The organism is Aeromonas sp. 604176, assembly GCF_049170755.1.
In the GTDB taxonomy this organism is placed as follows: domain Bacteria; phylum Pseudomonadota; class Gammaproteobacteria; order Enterobacterales; family Aeromonadaceae; genus Aeromonas; species Aeromonas veronii_A.
The window spans coordinates 1-22,233 of record NZ_JAAKNE010000069.1 but is presented as its reverse complement, the minus strand read 5'-3'; the positions used below and the strand labels follow the sequence as shown (position 1 = coordinate 22,233).

Annotated in this window: 19 protein-coding genes, 1 tRNA gene and 1 riboswitch; of the genes, 15 read left to right on the top strand and 5 right to left on the bottom strand. The window is 60.3% G+C overall.

Annotated elements, in window-relative coordinates:
- Positions 1-115 precede the first annotated feature (115 nt).
- The 12 genes from G5358_RS13310 to hemB all read left to right on the top strand — a co-directional run bounded on the left by G5358_RS13310 (position 116) and on the right by hemB (position 10,003).
- Positions 116-191: transfer RNA gene (locus G5358_RS13310), tRNA-Thr, on the top strand.
- Positions 192-443: 252 nt separating this feature from the next.
- Entirely contained in the window at positions 444-1,688 is a 1,245-nt protein-coding gene (codB, locus tag G5358_RS13305; RefSeq protein ID WP_216952449.1) for a cytosine permease, read from the top strand.
- Positions 1,682-2,947 carry a cytosine deaminase gene (locus G5358_RS13300; protein WP_216952447.1) on the top strand — a complete coding sequence of 422 codons (1,266 nt, stop codon included), beginning with the start codon at positions 1,682-1,684 and terminating at the stop codon, positions 2,945-2,947. Before codB ends, G5358_RS13300 begins: the two co-directional genes overlap by 7 nt.
- Before the next feature lie 95 nt (positions 2,948-3,042).
- Positions 3,043-3,420 carry a fluoride efflux transporter CrcB gene (gene crcB / locus G5358_RS13295; protein WP_005339378.1) on the top strand — a complete coding sequence of 126 codons (378 nt, stop codon included), beginning with the start codon at positions 3,043-3,045 and terminating at the stop codon, positions 3,418-3,420.
- A gap of 65 nt (positions 3,421-3,485) precedes the next feature.
- Complete coding sequence (gene ubiE / locus G5358_RS13290) at positions 3,486-4,238, top strand: bifunctional demethylmenaquinone methyltransferase/2-methoxy-6-polyprenyl-1,4-benzoquinol methylase UbiE (protein WP_005342396.1); 753 nt, start codon at positions 3,486-3,488, stop codon at positions 4,236-4,238.
- Positions 4,239-4,246: 8 nt separating this feature from the next.
- Positions 4,247-4,855 (top strand): ubiquinone biosynthesis accessory factor UbiJ, encoded by a 609-nt coding sequence (locus G5358_RS13285; protein WP_005339380.1) that lies wholly within the window; start codon positions 4,247-4,249, stop codon positions 4,853-4,855.
- The gene (gene ubiB, locus G5358_RS13280; RefSeq protein ID WP_005339383.1) at positions 4,855-6,495 is read left to right on the top strand and encodes a ubiquinone biosynthesis regulatory protein kinase UbiB; all 1,641 of its coding nucleotides are present in this window, start codon (positions 4,855-4,857) and stop codon (positions 6,493-6,495) included. Before G5358_RS13285 ends, ubiB begins: the two co-directional genes overlap by 1 nt.
- A 42-nt stretch (positions 6,496-6,537) precedes the next feature.
- On the top strand, positions 6,538-6,789 hold the full coding sequence (tatA, locus tag G5358_RS13275; protein WP_005339385.1) for a Sec-independent protein translocase subunit TatA: 252 nt from the start codon (positions 6,538-6,540) through the stop codon (positions 6,787-6,789).
- 3 nt (positions 6,790-6,792) lie between these two features.
- Positions 6,793-7,257 carry a Sec-independent protein translocase protein TatB gene (gene tatB / locus G5358_RS13270; protein ID WP_113740661.1) on the top strand — a complete coding sequence of 155 codons (465 nt, stop codon included), beginning with the start codon at positions 6,793-6,795 and terminating at the stop codon, positions 7,255-7,257.
- Entirely contained in the window at positions 7,254-8,009 is a 756-nt protein-coding gene (gene tatC / locus G5358_RS13265) for a twin-arginine translocase subunit TatC (RefSeq protein ID WP_005342401.1), read from the top strand. The genes tatB and tatC overlap by 4 nt, the downstream gene beginning before the upstream one ends.
- Before the next feature lie 188 nt (positions 8,010-8,197).
- Positions 8,198-8,983 carry a TatD family hydrolase gene (locus G5358_RS13260; protein WP_323913219.1) on the top strand — a complete coding sequence of 262 codons (786 nt, stop codon included), beginning with the start codon at positions 8,198-8,200 and terminating at the stop codon, positions 8,981-8,983.
- A 3-nt stretch (positions 8,984-8,986) separates the two neighbouring features.
- Positions 8,987-10,003 (top strand): porphobilinogen synthase, encoded by a 1,017-nt coding sequence (gene hemB / locus G5358_RS13255; protein ID WP_005357271.1) that lies wholly within the window; start codon positions 8,987-8,989, stop codon positions 10,001-10,003.
- An 83-nt stretch (positions 10,004-10,086) separates the two neighbouring features.
- On the opposite strand, the gene G5358_RS13250 is transcribed toward hemB, so the two are convergent.
- Positions 10,087-12,279: an immunoglobulin-like domain-containing protein gene (locus G5358_RS13250; protein ID WP_421324226.1), complete on the bottom strand. Its 2,193-nt coding sequence runs from the start codon at positions 12,277-12,279 to the stop codon at positions 10,087-10,089.
- Between the two features lie 50 nt (positions 12,280-12,329).
- Positions 12,330-12,415, bottom strand: a riboswitch (cyclic di-GMP riboswitch).
- Positions 12,416-12,853: 438 nt separating this feature from the next.
- Between G5358_RS13250 and prlC the strand changes: the two genes are divergently transcribed.
- Together prlC and G5358_RS13240 are read left to right on the top strand one after the other, a co-directional pair.
- Positions 12,854-14,896, top strand: a complete 2,043-nt coding sequence (gene prlC, locus G5358_RS13245; RefSeq protein WP_042054692.1) for an oligopeptidase A — start codon at positions 12,854-12,856, stop codon at positions 14,894-14,896.
- Between the two features lie 207 nt (positions 14,897-15,103).
- Entirely contained in the window at positions 15,104-17,650 is a 2,547-nt protein-coding gene (locus G5358_RS13240) for a putative bifunctional diguanylate cyclase/phosphodiesterase (protein WP_421324225.1), read from the top strand.
- Between the two features lie 5 nt (positions 17,651-17,655).
- On the opposite strand, the gene G5358_RS13235 is transcribed toward G5358_RS13240, so the two are convergent.
- Entirely contained in the window at positions 17,656-18,396 is a 741-nt protein-coding gene (locus tag G5358_RS13235; RefSeq protein ID WP_323913214.1) for a transporter substrate-binding domain-containing protein, read from the bottom strand.
- A gap of 76 nt (positions 18,397-18,472) precedes the next feature.
- Between G5358_RS13235 and G5358_RS13230 the strand changes: the two genes are divergently transcribed.
- Positions 18,473-19,234: a class I SAM-dependent methyltransferase gene (locus tag G5358_RS13230; RefSeq protein WP_421324224.1), complete on the top strand. Its 762-nt coding sequence runs from the start codon at positions 18,473-18,475 to the stop codon at positions 19,232-19,234.
- A gap of 59 nt (positions 19,235-19,293) precedes the next feature.
- On the opposite strand, the gene G5358_RS13225 is transcribed toward G5358_RS13230, so the two are convergent.
- From G5358_RS13225 to gppA, 3 genes are all read right to left on the bottom strand, one after another.
- Positions 19,294-19,563: a Rho-binding antiterminator gene (locus G5358_RS13225; RefSeq protein WP_421324223.1), complete on the bottom strand. Its 270-nt coding sequence runs from the start codon at positions 19,561-19,563 to the stop codon at positions 19,294-19,296.
- Positions 19,564-19,588: 25 nt separating this feature from the next.
- A complete protein-coding gene (locus tag G5358_RS13220; RefSeq protein ID WP_421324222.1) occupies positions 19,589-20,566 on the bottom strand; it encodes a DUF4382 domain-containing protein in 978 nt (325 codons plus the stop codon).
- A 195-nt stretch (positions 20,567-20,761) separates the two neighbouring features.
- The coding region (gppA, locus tag G5358_RS13215; RefSeq protein WP_421324221.1) for a guanosine-5'-triphosphate,3'-diphosphate diphosphatase at positions 20,762-22,233 on the bottom strand (1,472 nt) is incomplete at its 5' end.

Below are 22,233 nucleotides of genomic sequence, written 5' to 3'. Positions count from 1 at the left end.
CAGAAGTGAAACGCGGTAGCGCCGATGGTAGTGTGGCATTCGCCATGCGAGAGTAGGACACTGCCAGGCACCCAATTTCAAGATTACGCCCAGCGTGGTCTTTACCGGTTAGTGTGCTGATATGGCTCAGTCGGTAGAGCGCATCCTTGGTAAGGATGAGGTCCCCAGTTCGATTCTGGGTATCAGCACCATTAAATAGAAAGCCTCCCTGAAAAGGGAGGCTTTTTTGCATCTGTCATTTTTGTGATATCCCCTTACATTCCCTATTCCCACAACCCCCTCTGCTTGCAGCCGACACTGTTTATCTGCTGATTTGAGTCCCGGTGTGTTACTCATTTGACTGTTATTGATGGTTTTATCCAGAGATTTAACCATGATTGATTGACGTAAAACGTTTTACATGTAAAATCCGGCGCGTTTTGCCTATTACGTGGAGAAAGAGCATGGCGCAGGATAACGAATACTGTTTGGGGGCGGTACCCGCCAAAGGGCGCAAAGGTGTGCTGTCGTTGATGCTGGTGATGCTCGGCCTGACCTTCTTCTCTGCCAGCATGTGGACCGGTGGTGCGCTGGGCACTGGGCTGGTGTTCGATGACTTCATCAAGGCGGTACTGATCGGCAACTTGCTGCTGGGTATCTACACCGCTTGTCTCGGTTATATCGGTGCCTCAACCGGTCTCTCTACCCATCTGTTGGCGCGCTACTCGTTTGGGGTGAAAGGTTCCTGGCTGCCATCCCTGCTGCTGGGTGGCACTCAGGTCGGCTGGTTTGGCGTGGGCGTGGCGATGTTTGCCCTGCCGGTACAGAAGGCGACTGGGATCGATGTGAACTGGCTGATCGCCATTTCGGGCATGTTGATGACGGTGACCGTCTACTTCGGGATCTCCGCCCTGATGGTGCTGAGCTTTGTGGCCGTGCCGGCCATTGCGCTGCTCGGCGGTTACTCGGTCTGGCTGGCGGTGACCTCGACCGGTGGCATGGCGGCGCTGCAGCAGGTACAACCGACCAATCCTATCGAGTTCACCACGGCGCTGACCATGGTGGTCGGTTCCTTTATCAGTGCAGGAACTCTGACCGCCGACTTTGTCCGATTTGGTCGCAAACCCTGGGGCGCCGTCATGATTACCATGGTGGCGTTTTTTTTGGGCAACACGCTAATGTTCGTCTTCGGCGCAGCCGGTGCGGCGGTGACAGGGCAGGCCGATATATCGGAAGTGATGTTGATGCAGGGTTTACTGATCCCCGCCATTCTGGTGCTGGGCCTCAATATCTGGACCACCAACGACAACGCGCTCTATGCCTCCGGCCTCGGTTTTGCCAACATTACCGGCCTCAAGAGCAAGCCGCTCAGCGTGATCAACGGCCTCATCGGTACCGCTTGCGCCCTCTGGCTTTACAACAACTTTGTCGGCTGGCTGGCCTTTTTGAGTACGGCAATTCCGCCGATCGGTGGCATTATCATCATGGATTTCCTGCTCAATCGTGAGCGTTACCGTCAATTTGCCGATCAGCAGTTCGAGACGGTGCGCTGGCAGGCGCTGGTCGCCACGGCAGTCGGGGTGGCTGTCGGCAAGTGGCTGCCGGGCATAGTGCCACTCAACGCGGTATTGGGCGCCGCCTTCACCTATTTCATTCTGGTTCGCCTCACCCAGCGGCCGGTTCTGGTACAGGAAGCTAGCAAATGCTGATTCAACATATTCGTTTGACCGATCGGGAAGGGTTGTGGCAGCTCCGTTGTCAGGATGGGGTCATCACAGCCATCGAACCCCATGACGAACATGCCGTCGCCGGTCGGGTGCTGGACGGGGAGGGCGGTCTGGCGATCGCTCCCTTTATCGAACCCCACATTCACCTCGATACCACCCAGACAGCGGGCGAGCCGAGCTGGAACCTCTCCGGCACCCTGTTCGAGGGGATCGAGCGCTGGGCCGAGCGCAAGGCGCTGCTGACCCATGAGGATGTGAAACAGCGCGCCATCCAGACGCTGAAGTGGCAGATCGCCAACGGCATCCAGTTTGTCCGTACTCACGTCGATGTCTCCGATCCCAATCTGGTCGCGCTCAAGGCGATGCTGGAAGTGCGGGAAGAGATGAAGGAGTGGGTGGAGCTGCAGATCGTCGCCTTCCCGCAGGAGGGGATCCTCTCCTACCCGAATGGCAAGGCACTGCTGGAGGAGGCGCTCAAGCTGGGTGCCGACGTGATTGGTGCGATCCCCCACTTCGAGTTTACCCGGGAATATGGGGTCGAAAGTCTGCATTACATCTTCGATCTTGCCGAGAAGTATCAGGTTTTGGTCGATGTGCACTGTGACGAGATCGATGACGAGCAGTCCCGTTTTATCGAGACGCTGGCGACCCTGGCCTACGAGCGGGGTATCGGTCATAGAGTCACCGCCAGTCACACCACCGCCATGCACTCCTACAACGGCGCTTATGCTTCCCGCCTGTTCCGGCTGCTGAAGATGGCGGACATCAACTTCGTGGCCAATCCGCTGGTGAACATTCACCTGCAGGGACGGTTCGATACCTATCCCAAACGCCGCGGCATTACCCGGGTGAAGGAGATGCTGGAGGCGAACATCAACGTCTGCTTCGGTCACGACGATGTGTTCGATCCCTGGTACCCCATGGGCACCGCCAACATGTTGCAGGTGTTGCACATGGGGCTGCATGTCTGCCAGATCATGGGCTACGAGCAGATCAACGACGGTCTGAAGCTGATCAGCAGCCACAGCGCCCGCACCCTGAACGTGCAGGATCGTTATGGCATAGAGGTGGGCAAACCGGCCAACCTGTTGATCCTGCCTGCCGACAACGGCTTCGATGCGGTGCGCCGTCAGGTGCCGGTGCGTTACTCGATCCGCCACGGCAAGGTGATTGCCCAGACCCGCCCGGCCCAGACCGAAATCGTGCTGGGTGAGCCAGAGCCCATCGATTTTCGCCGCTGAGATTTCAATCAGGCTGGATGACGATTAGTTCCGCCTCTGGGCACAAGGGCCGCCATTGCGACATAATGGCGGTCTGACCCTGAGGGAGTGACACCATGCAAACCTGGTTCTATGTTGCTGCAGGGGGCGCCATCGGCGCCTGCCTTCGTTTTGGGATTGCCGAACTGATGGCCTTGCTGCTGGGGCGCCACTTTCCTTACGGGACTCTGGTGGTCAACGTGGTGGGCTCTTTCATCATGGGGGTAGCGTTCGCCCTCATCAGCCACGGTCATGTGGTAGAACACCCGATGAAGCCGCTGCTGATGGTGGGGATCCTCGGTGCCCTGACCACGTTTTCTTCCTTTGCCCTCGATACGGTAGTGCTGGCTCAACATGGAGCCTATCTGAAAGCGCTGCTCAATATCGGTCTCAATCTCTTCCTCTGTCTGGCCATGGTGGTGCTGGGCATGCAGTTGGTTGCGAGCCGGGTTTAAGGTGTCCGGACGCCAGTGGCTCTGGTAAACTGGCGGCCATTCTTTGCTCTATGGGTGTTTAAGGGATGTCAGAACAAGCAACGACAACGCATTTTGGCTTTAAAACCGTGGCCGCGACCGAGAAGGAAACTCTGGTAGCAGGTGTCTTCCATTCGGTGGCAGCCAAGTATGATCTGATGAACGATCTGATGTCGTTCGGCATCCACCGCCTGTGGAAGCGCTTCACCATCGACTGTTCCGGTGTGCGCAAGGGCCAGAAGGTGCTGGATCTGGCCGGAGGTACCGGTGACTTGACCGCCAAGTTCTCCCGCATCGTCGGCGAGACTGGTCAGGTGGTGCTGGCGGATATCAACGATTCCATGCTGAAAGTGGGCCGCGACAAGCTGCGCAATCTGGGGGTCGCCAACAACGTCTCCTACGTGCAGGCCAATGCCGAGGCGCTCCCCTTCCCGGATAACCACTTCGATGTGATTACCATCGGTTTCGGCCTGCGCAACGTCACCGACAAGGACAAGGCGCTCGCCTCCATGTTCCGGGTGCTCAAGCCGGGTGGCCGTCTGCTGGTGCTGGAGTTCTCCAAGCCGGTCAGTGAAGTGATCGCCAAGCTCTATGATCTCTACTCCTTCAAATTGCTGCCGAAAATGGGCGAAATTGTCGCGAACGACAGTGAAAGCTACAAATATCTGGCAGAGTCCATCCGCATGCACCCGGATCAGCAGACTCTGGCAGGCATGATGGAAAATGTCGGTTTCGAGCAGGTGGAGTACTTCAATCTGACTCAGGGTGTGGTCGCCCTGCACCGCGGTTACAAGTTTTAAGGTTGCCTATGCCGATGGATGCCATGGTCACCGCGGTGATCGAAACCAGCCTCAACCAGTTGCTGGCGCTGGACAAACAGAGCCCGGAGCGGCTGCGCAAACTGGTGGGCAAGGTGCTCAAGCTGGAGCTGCGTGAACTCAAGCCGCTCTGGTTCGTCTTCTCCGAGCGTCGACTGGATGTGCTGGCCCAGCATGAAGGGGAGGCCGATGCGGTGCTCAGCCTGTCGCTGACCGCCCTCGGTCTGCTGAAAGACCCGTCCGCTCTGACCCGCTATATCCGCGAGGAGAAGCTGGATCTGAGCGGTGATCCCCAGCTGGTACAGGCATTCAGCGTGCTGCTGGGTGAGCTGGATATCGACTGGGAAGAGGAGCTGTCGCGCTATACCGGCGACGTGCTGGCCCACACCTTGTTCAGCGGTGCCCGTCAGGCGCGTCGCCTGGTCGGTCGCGAGCTGTGCCGCACCCGCAGCCAGCTGGCGGAATATCTGACCGAAGAGGCCCGCCTCGCCCCCGGCCCGCTGGAAGTGGCTAGTTTCAACGATGACGTCGAGGTGCTGGCCCAGCAGCTCAAGGCCGTCGAACTGCGGCTGGCCCGCTTCGAACAGCAGGTGACCTGATGACCCCGAAGGAGTTCAAACGCCTCTATCGCATCATCACCATCCTGCTGGAGCAGGGCATCGACGAACTGGTGCCCGCCCGCTATCAGCCCTGGCCGGGTCGTCTGGCCCGTCGTTCCCTGTTCTGGCTCAAGAACAAGCAGCCGGATCTCAGCCGCGGTGCCCGCATCCGCCTCGCCTTCGAGGCTCTTGGCCCCATCTTCATCAAGTTTGGCCAGATGCTCTCGACCCGCCGCGATCTGCTGCCGCCGGATATCGCCGAGGAGCTGGCCCTGCTGCAGGACAGGGTGCCCCCCTTCTGTGGTCAGGCGGCGCGCCAGCAGATCGAGCTGAGCCTGGGTTGTCCCATCGAAACCCTGTTTGATGACTTTGACGAGACGCCGCTGGCGTCGGCCTCCATCGCGCAGGTACATACCGCCCGCTTGAAGGAGAGTGGCCGCGAGATCGTCATCAAGGTGATCCGTCCCGACATCGAGCCTGTCATCGAGGCTGACCTGCGGTTGATGCAGGCGCTGGCCCGTCTGGTGGCCCGCTTCGTGCCCCAGAGCGCGCGGCTGCGCCCCATCGAGGTGGTGGAGGAGTATCGCAAGACCATCCTCGACGAGCTGAATCTGATGCGCGAAGCGGCCAACGCCATCCAGCTACGCCGCAACTTCACCGGCTCCGAGGCGCTCTATGTGCCTGAAATCATCACCGACCTCTGCCGCGAGCAGGTGCTGGTGATGGAGCGCATCTACGGTATTCCGGTCTCCGATATACCGGCGCTGGAAGCCAACGGCACCAACATGAAGCTGCTGGCCGAGCGCGGGGTAGAGGTCTTCTTCACCCAGGTGTTCCGCGACAGCTTCTTCCATGCCGACATGCACCCGGGCAACATCTTCGTCTCTTACGAACATCCGGAAAACCCGCTCTGGATCGGCATCGACTGCGGCATCGTCGGTACCCTCAATCGGGAAGATAAACGCTATCTGGCGGAGAACTTCCTCGCCTTCTTCAACCGCGACTATCGTCGGGTGGCAGAGCTGCACGTGGAGTCGGGCTGGGTACCGGCAGACACCAAGGTGGACGAGTTCGAGTTCGCCATCCGCACCGTGCTGGAGCCCATCTTCGAGAAGCCGCTCTCCGAGATCTCGTTCGGTCACGTGTTGCTCAACCTGTTCAACACCGCGCGTCGCTTCCATATGACGGTGCAGCCACAGCTGGTGCTGCTGCAAAAGACCCTGCTCTATGTGGAAGGATTGGGGCGTCAGCTCTACCCGCAGCTCGATTTGTGGCAGACCGCCAAGCCGTTCCTCGAAAACTGGATGCACGAACAGGTAGGGCCCAAGTCGGTATTGAACGCCATCAAGGAGAAGGCGCCATTCTGGGCCGAGAAGCTGCCGGAGCTGCCGGAGCTGGTCTATGAGACCCTGCGTCAGACCCGTCATCAGCAGCGTCATTTCGACCAGATGTTTGCCGAGTTCCGCCGTCACAGCCGTCGGCAGGGGCAGGCCCGCTACCTCTTAGGGGTTGGAGCCAGCCTGCTATTGGCGGGTGTATTCTTGCTGACCCAAAAACAACACATTGAGTGGGGACAAGCCAGTCTCGCCGGTGCAGCCCTCTGCTGGCTGGTCGGCTGGTTGCGAACCCGTTCCCATTAATCAACAACCGCGCCGTCAGGCGCCTGTTCTGGAGAGAAAATCATGGGTGGTATCAGTATTTGGCAATTGTTGATCATTGCAGTCATCGTCGTGCTGCTGTTCGGTACCAAGAAACTGCGCGGCATTGGCGGTGATCTGGGCGCGGCGGTCAAAGGGTTCAAGAAAGCCCTCTCCGACGAGCCGGCTGATGCCAAGGCCGAGCAGAAAGATGCCGAGTTTCCCCCGAAACAGCTGAACGAAGCGGCCACTCAGAGCAGTGAGACCGCCAAACAGAAAGACAAAGACCAGGCCTAAGCCATGTTCGATATCGGTTTTTGGGAGCTGGTCGTTATCGGTGTGGTAGCACTGGTGGTACTGGGGCCCGAGCGGCTGCCGGTTGCCATCCGAACGGCTACCCACTGGATCCGCCTCATTCGTTCGACCGCGAACTCGGTCAAGTCCGAGCTGGAGCAGGAGCTCAAGTTGCAAGAGCTGCATAACGACCTCAAGAAGGCCGAACAGTTGCAGATGAGTAACCTGAGCCCCGAGCTGCAGGAGTCCATCGAACAGCTCAAAGCGGCGGCCCAGTCGGTCAATCGCCCCTATCAGGTGGAGAACGAGATCCGTCCGCCGCGCCCCGAGCCGGTCGTCCAGGCTGAGCCTGCCACGCCGGTGGAGCCTGCGGTGCAGCTGAGCCACGACGTGCCGCCGGTCAACAGCCAGCGGGAGAGTGAGCCGGTGCCGGTCAGCGACTCCGCAGTAAAAGGGGAGGTGAAGCCATGAGTCAGGCCGAACAACCCCTGATCAGCCATCTGGTTGAGCTGAGAACCCGTTTGCTGCGCTCCATTACCGCCATCCTCGTGGTGTTTCTGGCGCTGATCTACTTCTCCAACAACATCTACGACTTCGTGGCCCAGCCGCTGCTCAGCCAGCTGCCGGAAGGGACCAGCATGATAGCGACGGATGTGGCGACCCCCTTCCTGACGCCGATCAAGCTGACCCTGGTGGTCTCCTTCTTCGTGGCGATCCCCTATCTGCTCTATCAGGCCTGGGCCTTTATCGCCCCCGGTCTGTACCAGCATGAGCGGCGCCTGATCATGCCGTTGGTGGTCTCCAGTGCCCTACTGTTCTATGCGGGGATGGCGTTCGCCTACTACGTGGTGTTCCCGCTGGTGTTCGGTTTCTTCACCAGTACCGCCCCTGCCGGGGTGACGGTGGCGACCGACATAGCCAGCTATCTGGACTTCGTACTGACCCTGTTCTTCGCGTTCGGGGTGGCGTTCGAAATTCCGGTGGCCACCATACTGCTCTGCTGGACTGGCGTGACCACACCGCAAAACCTGAAGGAGAAACGTCCCTACGTTGTCGTCGGGGTGTTTGTGGTCGGCATGCTGCTGACGCCGCCTGATGTCTTCTCCCAGACCCTGCTCGCCATTCCGATGTGGGCGCTGTGGGAGATAGGTCTGTTCTTCGCCCGCTTCTACGTGAAGAAAGAGGATGAAGAGCAACAGGAACAACCGGATGTGGAGAGCTGAGGCTCTGTTCGTCACCTGTTTGCCGGACGGCGAGAGGATGACGACGTCCGCAGGAATAGCAGAACGAGGGGAGCTGAGGCTCCCTTCCTCTTTTCATGCTCCCGTTCGAGGCGTATGGTAAGACCCCATTCGGTAGATGGTTTTCAAATACCTGATATGCATTCCTTTTGTTCGGAACGTCTCATCCCATGATCGATATCGGCTTAAATCTGACCAGCAGCCAGTTCGCCGGTGAACAACCTGAGCTGGTGGCCCGCGCCCGCGCCGCCGGAGTGGAAGCGCTGATCCTCACCGGTACCGATCTGGACGGCAGCCGCGAGAGCGCCGGGTTGGCCGCCCGCTGGCCGGGCTACTGCTTCTCCACCGCCGGGGTCCATCCCCACGATGCCAAGAGTGTCGATGAGGCGACCCTGCCCGCCTTGCGCGAGCTGGCAGCACTGCCGCAGGTGGTGGCTATTGGCGAGTGCGGCCTCGACTACAACCGCGACTTCTCCCCCCGCCCGGTGCAGGATGTGGTATTCGACGCCCAGCTGGCGCTGGCTGCCGAGCTCGGGATGCCGGTGTTTCTCCACTGTCGCGATGCCCACGCCCGTTTTATCGAGATCCTCCGTCCCTGGTTGCCCAGACTGCCGGGAGCCGTGCTGCACTGCTTCACCGGTTCCGACGAGGAGCTGGACGAGTGTCTGGCGCTGGGGCTGTATATCGGGGTGACCGGCTGGCTCTGTGACGAGCGCCGCGGCCAGCTGCTGCGCGAACAGGTGGCCCGTATTCCGGCCGGTCGGCTGATGATCGAGACCGATGCCCCCTATCTGGTGCCGCGGGATCTGAAACCGCGCCCGAAATGCAACGAACCTGCTTTTTTGCCGCACATCGCCCAGGTGGTGGCGGCCTGTCGTGGTGAAGCACCCGAGGCCTTGCTGGCCCATACCCGGGCCACCTCCGCCGCGTTCTTCCAACTTCCTCTCCAGGAGTGATTCATGGCTACAACTCTTCCGGGCGCCTTTCCGGGCCGCCGCCTGCGCCGTCTGCGCAAACATGATTTCAGCCGTCGTCTGGTGCGCGAGAACGTACTGACCGTCAACGATCTCATCTATCCGGTGTTCGTGCTGGAGGGGGAGAACCGTCGGGAAGCCGTTCCCTCAATGCCGGGGGTGGAGCGTCTCTCCATCGATCTGCTGCTGGAGGAAGCCGCCGAGCTGGTGGAGCTGGGCGTACCTGCTATTGCCCTGTTCCCAGTCACCCCGCTGGAGAGCAAGAGCCTGATGGCGGAAGAGGCCTACAACCCGAACGGGCTGGCCCAGCGCACCGTGCGCGCCCTCAAGGCTCGCTTCCCGGAGCTCGGGGTGATCACCGACGTGGCGCTCGATCCGTTCACCACCCACGGTCAGGACGGCATCATCGATGACGAAGGCTATGTGCTGAACGACATCACCACCGAGATCCTGATCAAGCAGGCGCTCTCCCACGCCGAAGCCGGGGTCGATATAGTCGCGCCGTCCGACATGATGGATGGCCGCATCGGTGCCATCCGCGCTGCGCTGGAAGAGAACGGCTTCATCAACACCCAGATCATGGCCTACTCCGCCAAGTACGCCTCCTGCTACTACGGCCCGTTCCGCGATGCGGTCGGCTCTGCCGGCAACCTCGGCAAGAGCAACAAGGCCACCTATCAGATGGATCCGGCCAACAGCAACGAAGCCCTGCACGAAGTGGCGCTGGATATTCAGGAAGGGGCCGACAGCGTGATGGTCAAGCCGGGCATGCCCTATCTGGACGTGGTTCGTCAGGTGAAGGATCAGTTCGGCGTGCCGACTTTCGCCTATCAGGTCAGCGGTGAGTACGCCATGCACATGGCGGCGATCCAGAACGGCTGGCTGAAAGAGAAGGAGACCATCATGGAGTCTCTACTCTGCTTCAAGCGGGCCGGGGCCGATGGCATCCTCACCTACTTCGCCAAGCGCGTAGCGCAGTGGCTGAAGGAAGATGCCCGTTAAGCCGGGTTGAAGAGATAAACGAGAGGGGGAGCCGATGGCTCCCCCTCTGTCGTTATGGCTCTCTTTTGGTCACGAGCGGATGATTACAGCTTGATCCAGGCATCGCTCCAGTGGCTGCCGGTACCCGGTGCATAGTGGCCGGTCGAGCCGCCACACCAGCCGCTGTATGGCCAGGGTTTGCACTCGTAGCTGCCACCGGCATTGCTGACCCGATCACCGGCCTGATAGCTGGTGTTTGGGGCATAGGCCGGGTAGTCGCCATCGCTGCCGCCGTTGTCGCTCTCTTCGGTCAGGGTGACCGGGAAGCGTTGCACCACCGGCTGCTGGCCGTCAGCCAGACCGGTGATGACCACGTCGTAGCTGCCATCGGTGACGTTGCTGCCCTGCAGCATCAGGGTGCTGGTGCCGTTCACCTGGCTGCTGGTGGTACCGTGGCTGTGGCCGCTCTGCTCCAGAGTTGCGGTGATCTGTACCGGGTTGGCGGTGGTCAGGTTGAAGCGGATGCTGGCCTGACCGTTGACTATGGTGTACTCGCTCGCCATGGCGCTGACGGTGAAGTCGCTGCTGCCTTCGGCGGGTGGCGTTGTGCCGCCGCAATCGCTGTCGCCCTGTACGCGCCAGACGCCCCAGTCACCCGTGGTGCCCGGCTCTTCGTTCTGGGTCCACCAGCCGGCCAGCCAATTCTTGCCGTTGTGGCTGACGATGTCGCCGCCCACATAGACCTTCTTGGCATCCCAGCTGTTTTCACAGACGGCGCCCTGCTCCCTGACGGTTACGTTGCGCTGCTGGGTTACCTGCTGACCGGCGCTGTCGCTCACCTGATAGGTGAGGGTGTAGCGGCCGACCTTGCTGCTGTCGACGTTGCCGCTGACCTTGATTTGGGCGGTCAGGTCGCCATCTTCTTCATCATGGGCGCTGACGCCGGTCATCGGATCGAAAGCGGTACCCAGTTCCAGCGTGGTGTCGGTGACACCGCTGAATACCGGCTTCATGCTGTAGACCTCGATGGTGCGTACCTGCTCGGTGACGTTGTTGTCGCGATCGCTCACCTTGTAGGTGAGGGGGTAGAGGCCGATGCGCTGGCTGTCTACCGAGCCTTCTACCTGGATCTGGCCAGTCAGGTCGCCATCTTCCTTGTCGTTGGCGCTGACACCGGCCAGCGGATCAAAGGCGGTACCCTGCTTGATGCGGGTATCGCTCAGGCCGCTGAACACCGGCTTGCCGTTGTCGACCGGGGGCGTGATCTCCTGATCGTGGATGAAGGGGCCGTAGCTCTTGATGAAGGATTCGTTGTAGGACTGACCGGCGGCGTTGCGGCCCATGTCCCAGTTGATGGACCAGGTCATCACGCCACGCAGCGGTTGCCCCTCGCTCTTCAGGCGGTTGAAGGCGTTGTAGAGCTTCTGCGGATCCTGCACATAGCCGGTGGCGGCTGCGTCGATGTTGGTCGGAATGCCGAACACCAGCTTGTCATGGGGGATCTTGTAGAAGCCGCGGGTACCGTTGCTCAGCGAATCCGCCATGTAGTAGATGAACTCTTCTTTCAGGGCATCGTTGTTCTGGGCAATCCAGCCGATCCCATCGATGTAGATACCGTCGCCACCCTGGTTGTAGAACTGGGGGTTGATCCAGTCGTAGTAGCCTTCCAGATTGCGGATATAGGGGATGTAGGCGCCAGTCTGGGTCAGATAGGGGAACTCCGGCGCCATGGTGATGAGGAAGTTTTTCCCCTGGGCGCGGTAGTGATCCTTGACCAGCCGCAGGGCCGCCGGGATCACGGTCTGGTTGTCGGCGGCGGTGATGGCGGCCTGCTCCAGATCGATATCCAGCCCGTCGAAGCCGTAGGTCTCCACCAGACGGATGATCTCGTCGGCAAAGGCCTGCTCCTGACCCTTGCGCAGCTCGATGTGTGCATCGGCACCGCCCAGCGCCAGCAGCACGGCACGGCCCTGACGGTTCAGCTCGGCAATCTGCTCGATAAACTGGCTTTCGCTCATGCCGATGGCCGGGTCGAGCTTGAAGGTGGGGATGGGATCGCTGCCATACACCTTCATGAAGGAGACATCGACCACGTTGTATTGCGGGTTGACCTGATCGAGCTTGACGCAGGGGGCGATACCGCCCTTGTAGCCCGAGCCGTCACACCAGTTGTGCCAGTAGCCGACCACTACGCCGGACTGGGGGTTGACCATCGCCTGACCGGCACTGGCGGCATATGCCATGGGGGCGCCCATGCCGAGCAGGCAGCCAAGCAAGGATAATTTGAGTTTGTTCATCGTCTCTCCGTACGGTGCAAATGGGGCGTCGATTGTGATCGGACGTCCCCGGGGGCAGCCCCGCTGTCATAGGTGTTTTCCCTTAGACCGGTGGCTTTGCGTCGCGCCCTTTCGGGTCACTTTGCCTTTTTCACCCGATTTCTGTGCAGCACAGAGAATCAAGTGACCTGCATGGCAGGTTGCCTATGATAGATGCTTGAAAATAAATTAATCAATAGTTGGTTTTGATTCTAATTAACTGAAAAATATTGATAATTTGTTACACGCCCCCACATTTTATCCGTTTCCATGATTGAGCATGAGGGTACTTGGCTGGCAGCTGTGGCGCCGGTAAATGGCGACTTTTTGCCCCTTGAAAGTAGCGGTAAGAGCCAAAAAAGGCCCACAGATTCATTCTGTTACTGGCTGTTGATGGCAAAACTGCAGCAACGGCAGAGATCCGGGTCGCAATGGCTGGAAAAGTACAGGGTTGCGGCGGATTCCCGCTTGATTATTGCGTGGCTTGGCCACATGTTAGAAAGCCATACAGAGCTGCTAAAGCGGTCTGTTCAAGACCAAACAAGAGGTAACCGGGATGAATAACCCTTTGCTGACAATGGATTCGCTGCCCCCTTTCAGCCAGATCAAGCCGGAGCAGGTTCAGCCTGCCGTGATTCAGGCGATTGCTGACTGCAAGCAGAAGATCAGCGATGTGCTGGCCCAGCGTGATCCCCATACCTGGGATAGCCTGATTGCCCCGCTGGAAGAGGTAAATGACCGCCTGTCACGGATCTGGTCACCGGTCAGCCACCTCAACTCCGTACTCAACAGCGAAGCGCTGCGCGAGGCCCATGATGCCTGCCTGCCGCTGCTCTCCGAATTCCAGACCTATGTTGGTCAGCATGAAGGGCTCTATCAGGCCTATCTGGCCCTCTCCCAGAGCGATGATTTCCCGCTGCTCAGCGGCGCCCAGCGCAAGGAGATCCAGAATACCCTGCGTGACTTCCGCCTCTCCGGCATCGGTCTGCCTGCCGAGGCGCAGCAGCGTTACGGCGAAATTCAGGCCCGCCTCTCCGAGCTGGCATCCCGTTTCAGCAACAACGTGCTGGATGCCACCCAGGGCTGGCACAAGCTGGTGGCCGATGAAGCCGAATTGGCCGGTCTGCCCGACAGCGTGCGTGCCGCTGCCCGTCAGATGGCTGAACTTAAAGGCAAAGAGGGGTGGCTGTTCACTCTTGATATCCCCTCTTATCTGCCGGTGATGATGTATGCCGACAACCGCGAGCTGCGCGCCGAGATGTACGAAGCCTTCACCACTCGTGCCTCCGATCAGGGCCCCAATGCGGGCAAGTGGGACAACTCCGCCATCATGAGCGAGCTGCTCACCCTGCGCCGCGAACTGGCCCAGCTGCTGGGCTTTGCCAACTATGCCGAGCTCTCCCTGGCCACCAAGATGGCGGACAAGACCGAACAGGTGGTGAGCTTCCTCACCGATCTGGCGGCCAAATCCCTGCCGCAAGGCAAGGCCGAGCTGGAGGAGATCCGCGCCTTCGCCGCCGAGCAGCACGGTCAGAGCGAGCTGGCAGCCTGGGATCTCGCCTACTACGCCGAGAAGCTCAAACAGCACAAGTTCTCCATCTCTGACGAGCAGCTGCGCCCCTACTTCCCCGCCAGCAAGGTGGTGAAGGGGTTGTTCGAAGTGGTGAAGCGGGTGTTCGGCATGAAGGTGCGCGAGCGCCTCGGCATCGACACCTGGCATCCTGACGTGCGCTTCTACGACATCTTCGATGCCGACGACGAGCTGCGCGGCAGCTTCTACCTCGACCTCTACGCCCGCGAGCACAAGCAGGGCGGGGCCTGGATGGATGTCTGTCTGGGTCGTCGCTACCGTCAGGATGGCTCGCTGCAAAAACCGGTGGCCTACCTGACCTGCAACTTCAACGGCCCGGTGGATGGCAAGCCTGCGCTGTTCACCCACAACGAAGTGGTCACCCTGTTCCACGAGTTTGGCCACGGCATTCACCACATGCTGACCCGCATCGATGTGGCCGGTGTCGCCGGTATCAACGGCGTGGCGTGGGATGCGGTGGAGCTGCCGAGCCAGTTCCTGGAGAACTGGTGCTGGGAGTCCGAGGCGCTGGCCTTTATCTCCGGCCATTACGAGACAGGCGAGCCGCTGCCTGCCGATCTGTTGGAGAAGATGCTGACCGCCCGCAACTTCCAGGCCGCCATGCAGATGCTACGCCAGCTGGAGTTCGCCCTGTTCGACTTCCGTCTCCATCAGGAGTTTGATCCGGCCAATCCGGCGCAGCTTCCGGCGCTGCTGGATGAGGTGCGCAGTCAGGTAGCAGTGATGACGCCACCGGCGTTCAACCGCTTCCAGCACAGCTTCTCCCACATCTTCGCGGGCGGCTATGCAGCGGGCTACTACAGCTACAAGTGGGCCGAGGTGCTCTCTGCCGATGCCTTCTCCCGCTTCGAGGAGGAGGGGATCTTCAACCCGGCGACCGGCCAATCCTTCCTGAAGAATATTCTGGAGAAGGGGGGCTCGAAGGAGCCGATGGAGCTGTTCCGAGCCTTCCGTGGCCGTGAGCCCAAGGTGGATGCACTGCTGCGACACAGCGGGATCGCTGCCTGAGATTCCTGACCCGCCGCCTGTGTGAGCTTCAACCAGGTACACTGTTTTGCGGCATAGTGGGATCGAGTCGTGATTTCTGCGACAAAAAGGGACCTTTTGGTCCCTTTTTTCAAGGCTTTTTAATATCTTGCTGATTGCATATTTGCACTGCCCACGGCTCTTCAGTAGAGTCGTGTTCTAACCTTCAAGGAGAGAAAGCCACTTGCCATGAGGCGAGCACTCGATTCCGTCTATCAAATCATCTCCAGTCTGGCTCATTCGAGCGGCCAGGGATATTTCGATACCTTTGTGAGTGAAATCGCCGCTGCTGTGATGGCTGATGTCGTCCTGATCGTCAGCAGGGAATCAAATGCTACCCACCTGACGGTTCAGGCTGCCCATCCCTCCTCTCTTGACCCCGATACCCTGACGCTGCCACTGACTGACTCTCCCGATGCCATTACCTGGCAGGAGGGGGAAGCCTGGTTCAGCGATCGTCTGCTTCAGCTCTTTGCCAACGTTCCCCTTGCACAGGAGTGGCAACCTCAGGCCTATGCCGGGATTGCCCTCAGGAATGCAGATGGCGAGACCATAGGTATCTGCGCCCTGCTTTATCGTCTGCCGCAGGCCAATATGAGCAAGGTGATTGGGTTACTCCGGTTGCTGGCTCCGTTGGCGGGTCGTGAGCTGGCGCTGATGCTGCAACGACAGCTGCCCCCCCCTCTGCCTGAACCGTCCCATGCATTGCAGAGCATGCTGTTCCAGGCTCCGGTGGGGATCGGTAAGCTGGATCTGGCTGGCCGTATCCTCTGGGCCAACCCGGCCATCGAGCAGATGCTTGGCTATCCCCTCGACGAGTTGCTGCAGCGATCCATCTCCGACATCAACCATCCCGAGGATTGGCAGGGCAGCCTCGTTTGCTACGAAGAGATCCGCCGTGGCGAGCGCAGCAGTTTCACCCGGGAGAAGCGCTACTTCTGCAAGGGGGGGCAGATCTTGTGGGGGCGGGTAACCGTCACCCTGATCCGTGACAAGCAGCAGCAGCCGGACTACCTGATGGTGCTGCTGGAGAAGATCGATCCTCTCAAGCGCCATGCGGAGCAGCTCAAGCTCTCCCACCGGGTCTATGACAATCTCTCCGAGGCGATCCTGGTCTGTGATGCCGATAGCCGCATCATCTCGGTCAATCCGGCCTTCGAGCAGATTACCGGCTACAGCAGTGACGAGGTGCGGGGCCAGCGCCCCAGCCTGCTCAAGTCGGGGCTGCACGATCAGACCTTCTATGCCGACATGTACCACGCGCTGGAGCGGGTGGGGGTATGGCGTGGTGAGGTGTGGAACAAGCGCAAGAATGGCAAGCTCTATCCACAGCAGTTGATGATTAGCACCCTGCGGGAAGGGGGCAGGATCAGCCAGTACATCGCCATCTTCAGCGACCTCTCCCAAACCAAACTGGCCGAGCAGAAGATCGCCGCACAGGCCAACTATGACAACCTCACCAGCCTGCCCAACCGCTGGCTGTTCAGTCGCTGTCTCAGCCGCTTCTGCGAGCGGGGCGAGCGCTTCGCCTTGATGGTGCTCGACCTCAACAACTTCAAGGCGGTCAACAACAGCATGGATCACCATGCCGGTGACGCCCTGTTGCGGGAGGTGTCGGACCGGCTGGTGAGCCGGGTGCGCACCGAGGACCTGGTGGCCCGCATCGGTGGCGACGAGTTCGCCTTTCTGGTGCCAGGCATCGTCACCCGTCGTCAGGCCGAAGTGTTTGCCAAGCAGGTGATCGGCAGTTTCGCCCGGCCCTTTATGCTGGCCAACCAGCATCTCTATGTTACGGCAACCGTGGGGATGACCCTCTGCCCCGTCGATGGTAGCGAGAGTGACGAGCTGCTGCGCAACGCCGAACAAGCGCTGTTTGCCGCCAAGCGGCAGGGGCGGTTGATCGGTACCTACTGCTCCTCAATGCGGGAAGAGGTGCGTCAGCGCCACCAGATGCAGCAGGATCTGGCGGAGGCGATCAAGCTGGAGCAGTTAACCATGGCCTACCAGCCGATCTGGGACAATCGCAGCGGACGGGTCGCCAAGCTGGAGGCGCTGGTGCGCTGGTATCACCCCCAATGGGGACAGGTGTCGCCAGCCGAGTTTATCCCGCTGGCGGAAGAGGCGGGGTTGATTCAGGGGCTGGGTGCGCTGGTGTTGTGGCAATCATGCCGGGATCTGGCTCGGTTGCAGCAGTCCGGCTTCCCTGATCTGCAGATGTCGATCAACCGCTCCACCATGGAGTTCCAGACTATCGACCCCGAGGCGAGCGAGTGGCTCAAGGTGATCCAGCACTTCGGGCTCGATCCTGCCGACATCGTCATCGAAATCACCGAATCTCTGCTGATGGAGAGCAGTGATCAGCACAGGGTGCGGATCGATGCCCTGCGCGAGGCGGGTTGCAAGCTGGCTATCGATGATTTCGGTACCGGCTACTCGGCCCTCAACTATCTGCGCTCTTTCCCGGTGGATCTGGTCAAGATCGACCGCTCTTTTGTGCGCCATATCCCCTTCAACGAGCAGGATCGGATGCTGCTGGACGGCATCATCAACATAGTGCACAACCTCGGTATGCAGGTGGTGATTGAGGGGGTAGAAACCCGCGAGCAACTCAATTTCCTCTGTCAGAAGGGGTGTGCCTTCACCCAGGGTTATCTGCTCAGCCGCCCGCTGGCCTATGACGATCTCACCGAATATCTGCAGCTCAATGACAAGGGGATGTTTCTGCAGATCAGTTAGGGGGTTTACTCCTTCGATGTCATCTCTGCCTGCTTCGTTTGCAGTGTCCGGTAATTCTCGCCGAGATAGCGCAGATAGATGCGATCCAGTACCCCTTCATCCAGCATCTGTTGCAGCGCCTTGTTGTAGGCAGGCAACAGGTCTGCTTTCTGCTTGCCAAAACAGAGGTAGAGCGGTGTCGAGTCGATAAAGGGGGTGAGGGGGCGGATCTTGACGTCCTGCTCCCTGGAGAGGATGGGGGCCGAGAAGTAGTCGAGGATGATGAGGTCAACCCGGCTCTTCTCAAGCAACAGCAGCAACTGCTTGTCTGAATGGGCCTTGATGGGGTCCCATCCGGTGAAGTTCCTGATCTTGTCGGTATAGTCATAGCCCCTGACCATCCCTACTTTCAGCCCCTTGGCCATCTCCCACGAGAAGTTCTGTAACGGACTGTCGGTACGCACATAGGCTGCCAGAGGATAGAAGGCGGTGGCAAGGTCAGAGTGATAGCAACCGGGGAGAGGGGCATTGTCGAGAATGCCATCCGCCAACTGGGTGCTGACATATTGCTCGCAGCGCCCCCAAGGCAGTTCAAGCAGGGTGAGGTGCATGCCAAGGCGGCGCGCCACCTCTTGATGGATCTCCACCGAAATGCCCTCTTTCAGGTTGCCCTGTTCGGCATAGGAAAAGGGAGGCCAGTCTACGCCGCAGACCTTCAGGTTTGTGCCGCTCTGGGCGGCGAGGAGCAGGGCAATGAACAGGTTCATGGGATTTCCTCCCTACAGCGACTTGAAGGGGCTGTGGTACACTCGGTTCACTGAACTTAGAACGCATCCAGAGACCATGCAAATCCTCCTCGAAGACCCCGCCAAGGCCGCGCAGGCAGACGCGCTGGCCAGCCAGCTTGCCCAGCTCGACCTTCCCCAGCTCGACCTTCCCCAGTTTGCCCTGGTGTTTACCCCGGAAAGGTTGGAACTGCGCAAGCTGGACGAGCCCAAGCTGGGTGCCGTCTATGTGGATTTCGTCGAAGGGGCCGTCGCCCATCGCCGCAAATTTGGCGGCGGTCGTGGCCAGTCCATCGCCAAGGCAGTGGGGCTCAAGGCCGGCGCCACACCGACCGTAGTGGATGCCACTGCCGGACTGGGGCGTGATGCCTTCGTTCTGGCTTCTCTTGGCTGCAAGGTGACCCTGATCGAACGCAGCCCTGTGGTAGCCGCCCTGCTGCAGGATGGTCTGGCTCGAGCCGCCGAAGACCCGGAGATTGGCCCCTGGGTGCGCGAGCGGATGCAGTTGCTGCACGGCCCGGCGGTGGAGACCTTGCTAGGGCTAACCGAGCGGCCTGACGTCATCTACCTCGACCCCATGTTCCCCCACAAACAGAAGTCGGCGCTGGTGAAAAAAGAGATGCGGGTGTTTCAGTCGCTGGTGGGGCCGGATCTTGACGCCGATGCCCTGCTGCCGGCGGCGCTGAAGATGGCACAAAAGCGGGTAGTGGTGAAGCGACCGGACTATGCTGGCTGGCTCAATGAGCACAAACCCAGCATGGCTATCGAGACCAAGAGCAACCGCTTTGACGTCTATGTGATGGCGGCGCTGGCGGGATAACGCCGCACGCGAGGGGTAAAAGAAGAGGGCCAACCCGATGGGGTTGGCCCTCTTGCCATCTATTGGCCGTCTGACTGGGCTGGTGGAGCGAAGCGGATCAGCTTCTCCTCTCCCTGCCAGCTGAGCACCATGGTGACCAGCTCCGCCAGACTGAGCCGTTCGCCACTGTGCAGCAGCAGGTACTCGATCCCTTCTCTGGCCTCGATGGTGCGGATCTTGTCCGCCCACTGGCGGCCATCTCGGTCGGTGAGGGTGACCGGCAACTGCCAGCTGGCGGCGATCTCCAGCCAGTCGTAGAGATCGCAACTGATGGGTTGGTAGGTGCTCATGTGCGGGTTGTCCTCTTGTCGCCGGTTACTGGAAGTTGATGCTGGTGGCGGGCGCCACCACCGCCTGGGCTTTCTGCACCTGTTCCAGTTGCAGCGGGTCGCCAGCCAGCGCCGGATCGTCCTCGTGGCCATTGCAGACCAGCGCCAGATCGCAGCTGCCGAGATTAACAAATCCCAACTCGTAACCAAAGCCGCCACCGCTTTGCGGCAACACGGGCGCGCTGGCATAGAAGCCGTTGTCGCTGTCCGCCATGTCGGGGTAGTTGTCGTCACTTCTGGGTTGGTAGAAGTAGACGAAAGCCTTGTCGGTCAGCAGGCCGCCACACAAGCCAGCTGCTACCGTGCCCCTGACGATGGTGACCTGGGTGTTATTCACCAGCCGCACCCCTCTGGGCTTGAGCTTGTAGTACTGCTCGTGGCCGGGCAGCACCATGGCCTGGCGCAGGTCGAACTCGGTGGTGAAGGCGCTGAGGCCGTTTGCTGCGATGGTGAAGGCATCCAGCTTGAGCTCGCTGCTTGGCACTTCCAGCGGCTTGATCCCCCCATCATCCCGTTTGACGTAGGAGTAGGGGGTGCCATTCAGAAATTGGTTGCTGACCTCCCGTCCATCCAGTATCCGCAACCTCATCTGGCTGTAGTCACCGGGCATCACGCTCTGACCGGACAGCAGGGGGCGACTGGCGGATCCTTGATAACTCAGCAGGTCGATGTAGGTGAACTGCGGCCGGTCTGCACTGTCGAGCGGTATCGTCTCGCCGCTCGGGGTGCAGCCATCGTCCTGGGCCGAGGTGAGAAAACTGGCGGTGGTCCAGATCTGTTCGTTGCCGGCGACGGGGTGGATGCTGATGTTGGCGACGGCGATGCAGACCTTGCTGACCACATCCACCGGGGCGTCGGAGAAGGCCAGCGAGAGCTGGGCTGGTTGTGGTTGGCTATTGCTGTCGCCACCACCGCCGCAGGCGGTGAGCAGGGTGGTCAGTCCGATCAGAGTCAAGGATTTCATGGCGTCCATTCCGGTTGGTTATGAAGACACCCCAACTCTAGTCGAACGTTGGTCATGAAGGGGAGGCTGGGCCCAGACGCAAGGGCGGGATCTGCCCGTCAGCCCAATAACATCAAGGTGCAGGCCTGAGTAGCACCAGTGTTGGCTGCGAAAGAGATTGTCGGAACGCCGGGGCACTGATTGGGCGTGGCCCAATCAGGCTTCCAGCAGGCGGGTGGGCCAGCCCATCTTCTGCTGGCGTTCCACTTCAAAGCGCAGCTCGCTGGCGCGCAGGTAGTGTTCATCCATCCAGCCCTTGGGCAGGGTCAGGATCAGTGACTCCTCTTCTGCCTGCAGGGTGAAGCTGGGCACTGTGCCCTGGGTGCGGCGCATGCAGAGGATCAGGGCGATGCGCAGGATACGGGCCAGCCGGATCGCCTGACGACCGGTGACTGCACCCTGTTTCTCCAGTGGTTCCAGCTTGAATTCGTCCCGCTGGTTGAACAGCAGGGCCGACAACAGCTTCTTTTGCGCAGGGGTAAAGCCCGGCATGTCGATGTTGTCGATGATGTAGGCTGCGTGTTGCGGCGCCTTCTTGTATTCGATACAGAGGCCAATCTCGTGCAGCAGGGCGGCATAACGCAAAATCGGGCGACCGTAGCGTTTGGAGAGTCGCCAGGCTGGTTGCAGCTGGTTGAACGCCTCGACGGCGGTGTCGCGCACCCGTTCGGCGTGTTCTTTGTCCAGCTGGTAGCGATTGATCAGGCTGTCGGCAGTGCGATCGCGGGCATCACAGTCGTGATTGTTGCCAAGCAGACCGTAGATCAGTCCTTCACGCAGGGCGCCACCCGCGAGGGTCATGCTCTCGATATCGAGGGTTTCGAAGATGGCAATCAGGATGGCGAGGCCGGAGGGGAACACGGTCAGCCGCTCGGCCGCCAGCCCTTCCAGTTGCAGCCGGTCGAGCTTGCCGCAGGCGATGGCCTGACCCATCAGCTCCTGCAGTTTCGGCAGGGTGACCCGCTCGCTCTTCCCTTGCGCCAGCATGATCTCTTGCAGCGCCTGCACCGTGCCGGAGGCGCCGACACAGGTACGCCAGCCGAGGACGCGGTAATCTTCCGCCACCTTCTCCAGCACCGCCTTGGCGGCAGCAATCGCCTGCTCGAAACGGGCTTCGGAGAGCTCGCCATCACCAAAGTGATTGTTGAGCCAGGTGACGCAGCCCATGTGCAGGCTGTTGAGCAGTTTTGCTTCGCTGTGTTCGCCGATCACCAGTTCGGTACTGGCACCGCCGATGTCGATCACCAGCCGGTTGCCTTCCCCGGCAGAGGTCCAGGAGACCCCTTCATAGATGGTCTTGGCCTCTTCCTCGCCCGAGATGATCTCGATGCTGTGGTTGAGTACCCGTTCCGCTTCGCTGAGGAACTCGTCGACGTTGGTGGCAAGCCGCAAGGTTGCGGTGCCCACCACCCGGATATTGTCGGCCGGAATGTCCTGCAACTGTTCGGAGAAGAGACGCAAACAGTCCCAGCCCCGCTCCATGGCGGCACGGCTGAGACGAAATTCCGGATCGAGCCCGGCTGCGAGGCGAACCTTGCGCTTGACCTTGGCGACGGTGCGCAGGGCACCGGCGACCTCGCGCACCACCAGCATATGAAAGCTGTTGGAGCCGAGGTCGATGGCGGCAT

Coding starts and splice junctions, on each gene's coding strand:
- codB (WP_216952449.1), top strand. CDS start 444: ATGGCGCAGGATAACGAATACTGTTTGGGGGCGGTACCCGCCAAAGGG.
- G5358_RS13300 (WP_216952447.1), top strand. CDS start 1,682: ATGCTGATTCAACATATTCGTTTGACCGATCGGGAAGGGTTGTGGCAG.
- crcB (WP_005339378.1), top strand. CDS start 3,043: ATGCAAACCTGGTTCTATGTTGCTGCAGGGGGCGCCATCGGCGCCTGC.
- ubiE (WP_005342396.1), top strand. CDS start 3,486: ATGTCAGAACAAGCAACGACAACGCATTTTGGCTTTAAAACCGTGGCC.
- G5358_RS13285 (WP_005339380.1), top strand. CDS start 4,247: ATGCCGATGGATGCCATGGTCACCGCGGTGATCGAAACCAGCCTCAAC.
- ubiB (WP_005339383.1), top strand. CDS start 4,855: ATGACCCCGAAGGAGTTCAAACGCCTCTATCGCATCATCACCATCCTG.
- tatA (WP_005339385.1), top strand. CDS start 6,538: ATGGGTGGTATCAGTATTTGGCAATTGTTGATCATTGCAGTCATCGTC.
- tatB (WP_113740661.1), top strand. CDS start 6,793: ATGTTCGATATCGGTTTTTGGGAGCTGGTCGTTATCGGTGTGGTAGCA.
- tatC (WP_005342401.1), top strand. CDS start 7,254: ATGAGTCAGGCCGAACAACCCCTGATCAGCCATCTGGTTGAGCTGAGA.
- G5358_RS13260 (WP_323913219.1), top strand. CDS start 8,198: ATGATCGATATCGGCTTAAATCTGACCAGCAGCCAGTTCGCCGGTGAA.
- hemB (WP_005357271.1), top strand. CDS start 8,987: ATGGCTACAACTCTTCCGGGCGCCTTTCCGGGCCGCCGCCTGCGCCGT.
- G5358_RS13250 (WP_421324226.1), bottom strand. CDS start 12,279: ATGAACAAACTCAAATTATCCTTGCTTGGCTGCCTGCTCGGCATGGGC.
- prlC (WP_042054692.1), top strand. CDS start 12,854: ATGAATAACCCTTTGCTGACAATGGATTCGCTGCCCCCTTTCAGCCAG.
- G5358_RS13240 (WP_421324225.1), top strand. CDS start 15,104: ATGAGGCGAGCACTCGATTCCGTCTATCAAATCATCTCCAGTCTGGCT.
- G5358_RS13235 (WP_323913214.1), bottom strand. CDS start 18,396: ATGAACCTGTTCATTGCCCTGCTCCTCGCCGCCCAGAGCGGCACAAAC.
- G5358_RS13230 (WP_421324224.1), top strand. CDS start 18,473: ATGCAAATCCTCCTCGAAGACCCCGCCAAGGCCGCGCAGGCAGACGCG.
- G5358_RS13225 (WP_421324223.1), bottom strand. CDS start 19,563: ATGAGCACCTACCAACCCATCAGTTGCGATCTCTACGACTGGCTGGAG.
- G5358_RS13220 (WP_421324222.1), bottom strand. CDS start 20,566: ATGAAATCCTTGACTCTGATCGGACTGACCACCCTGCTCACCGCCTGC.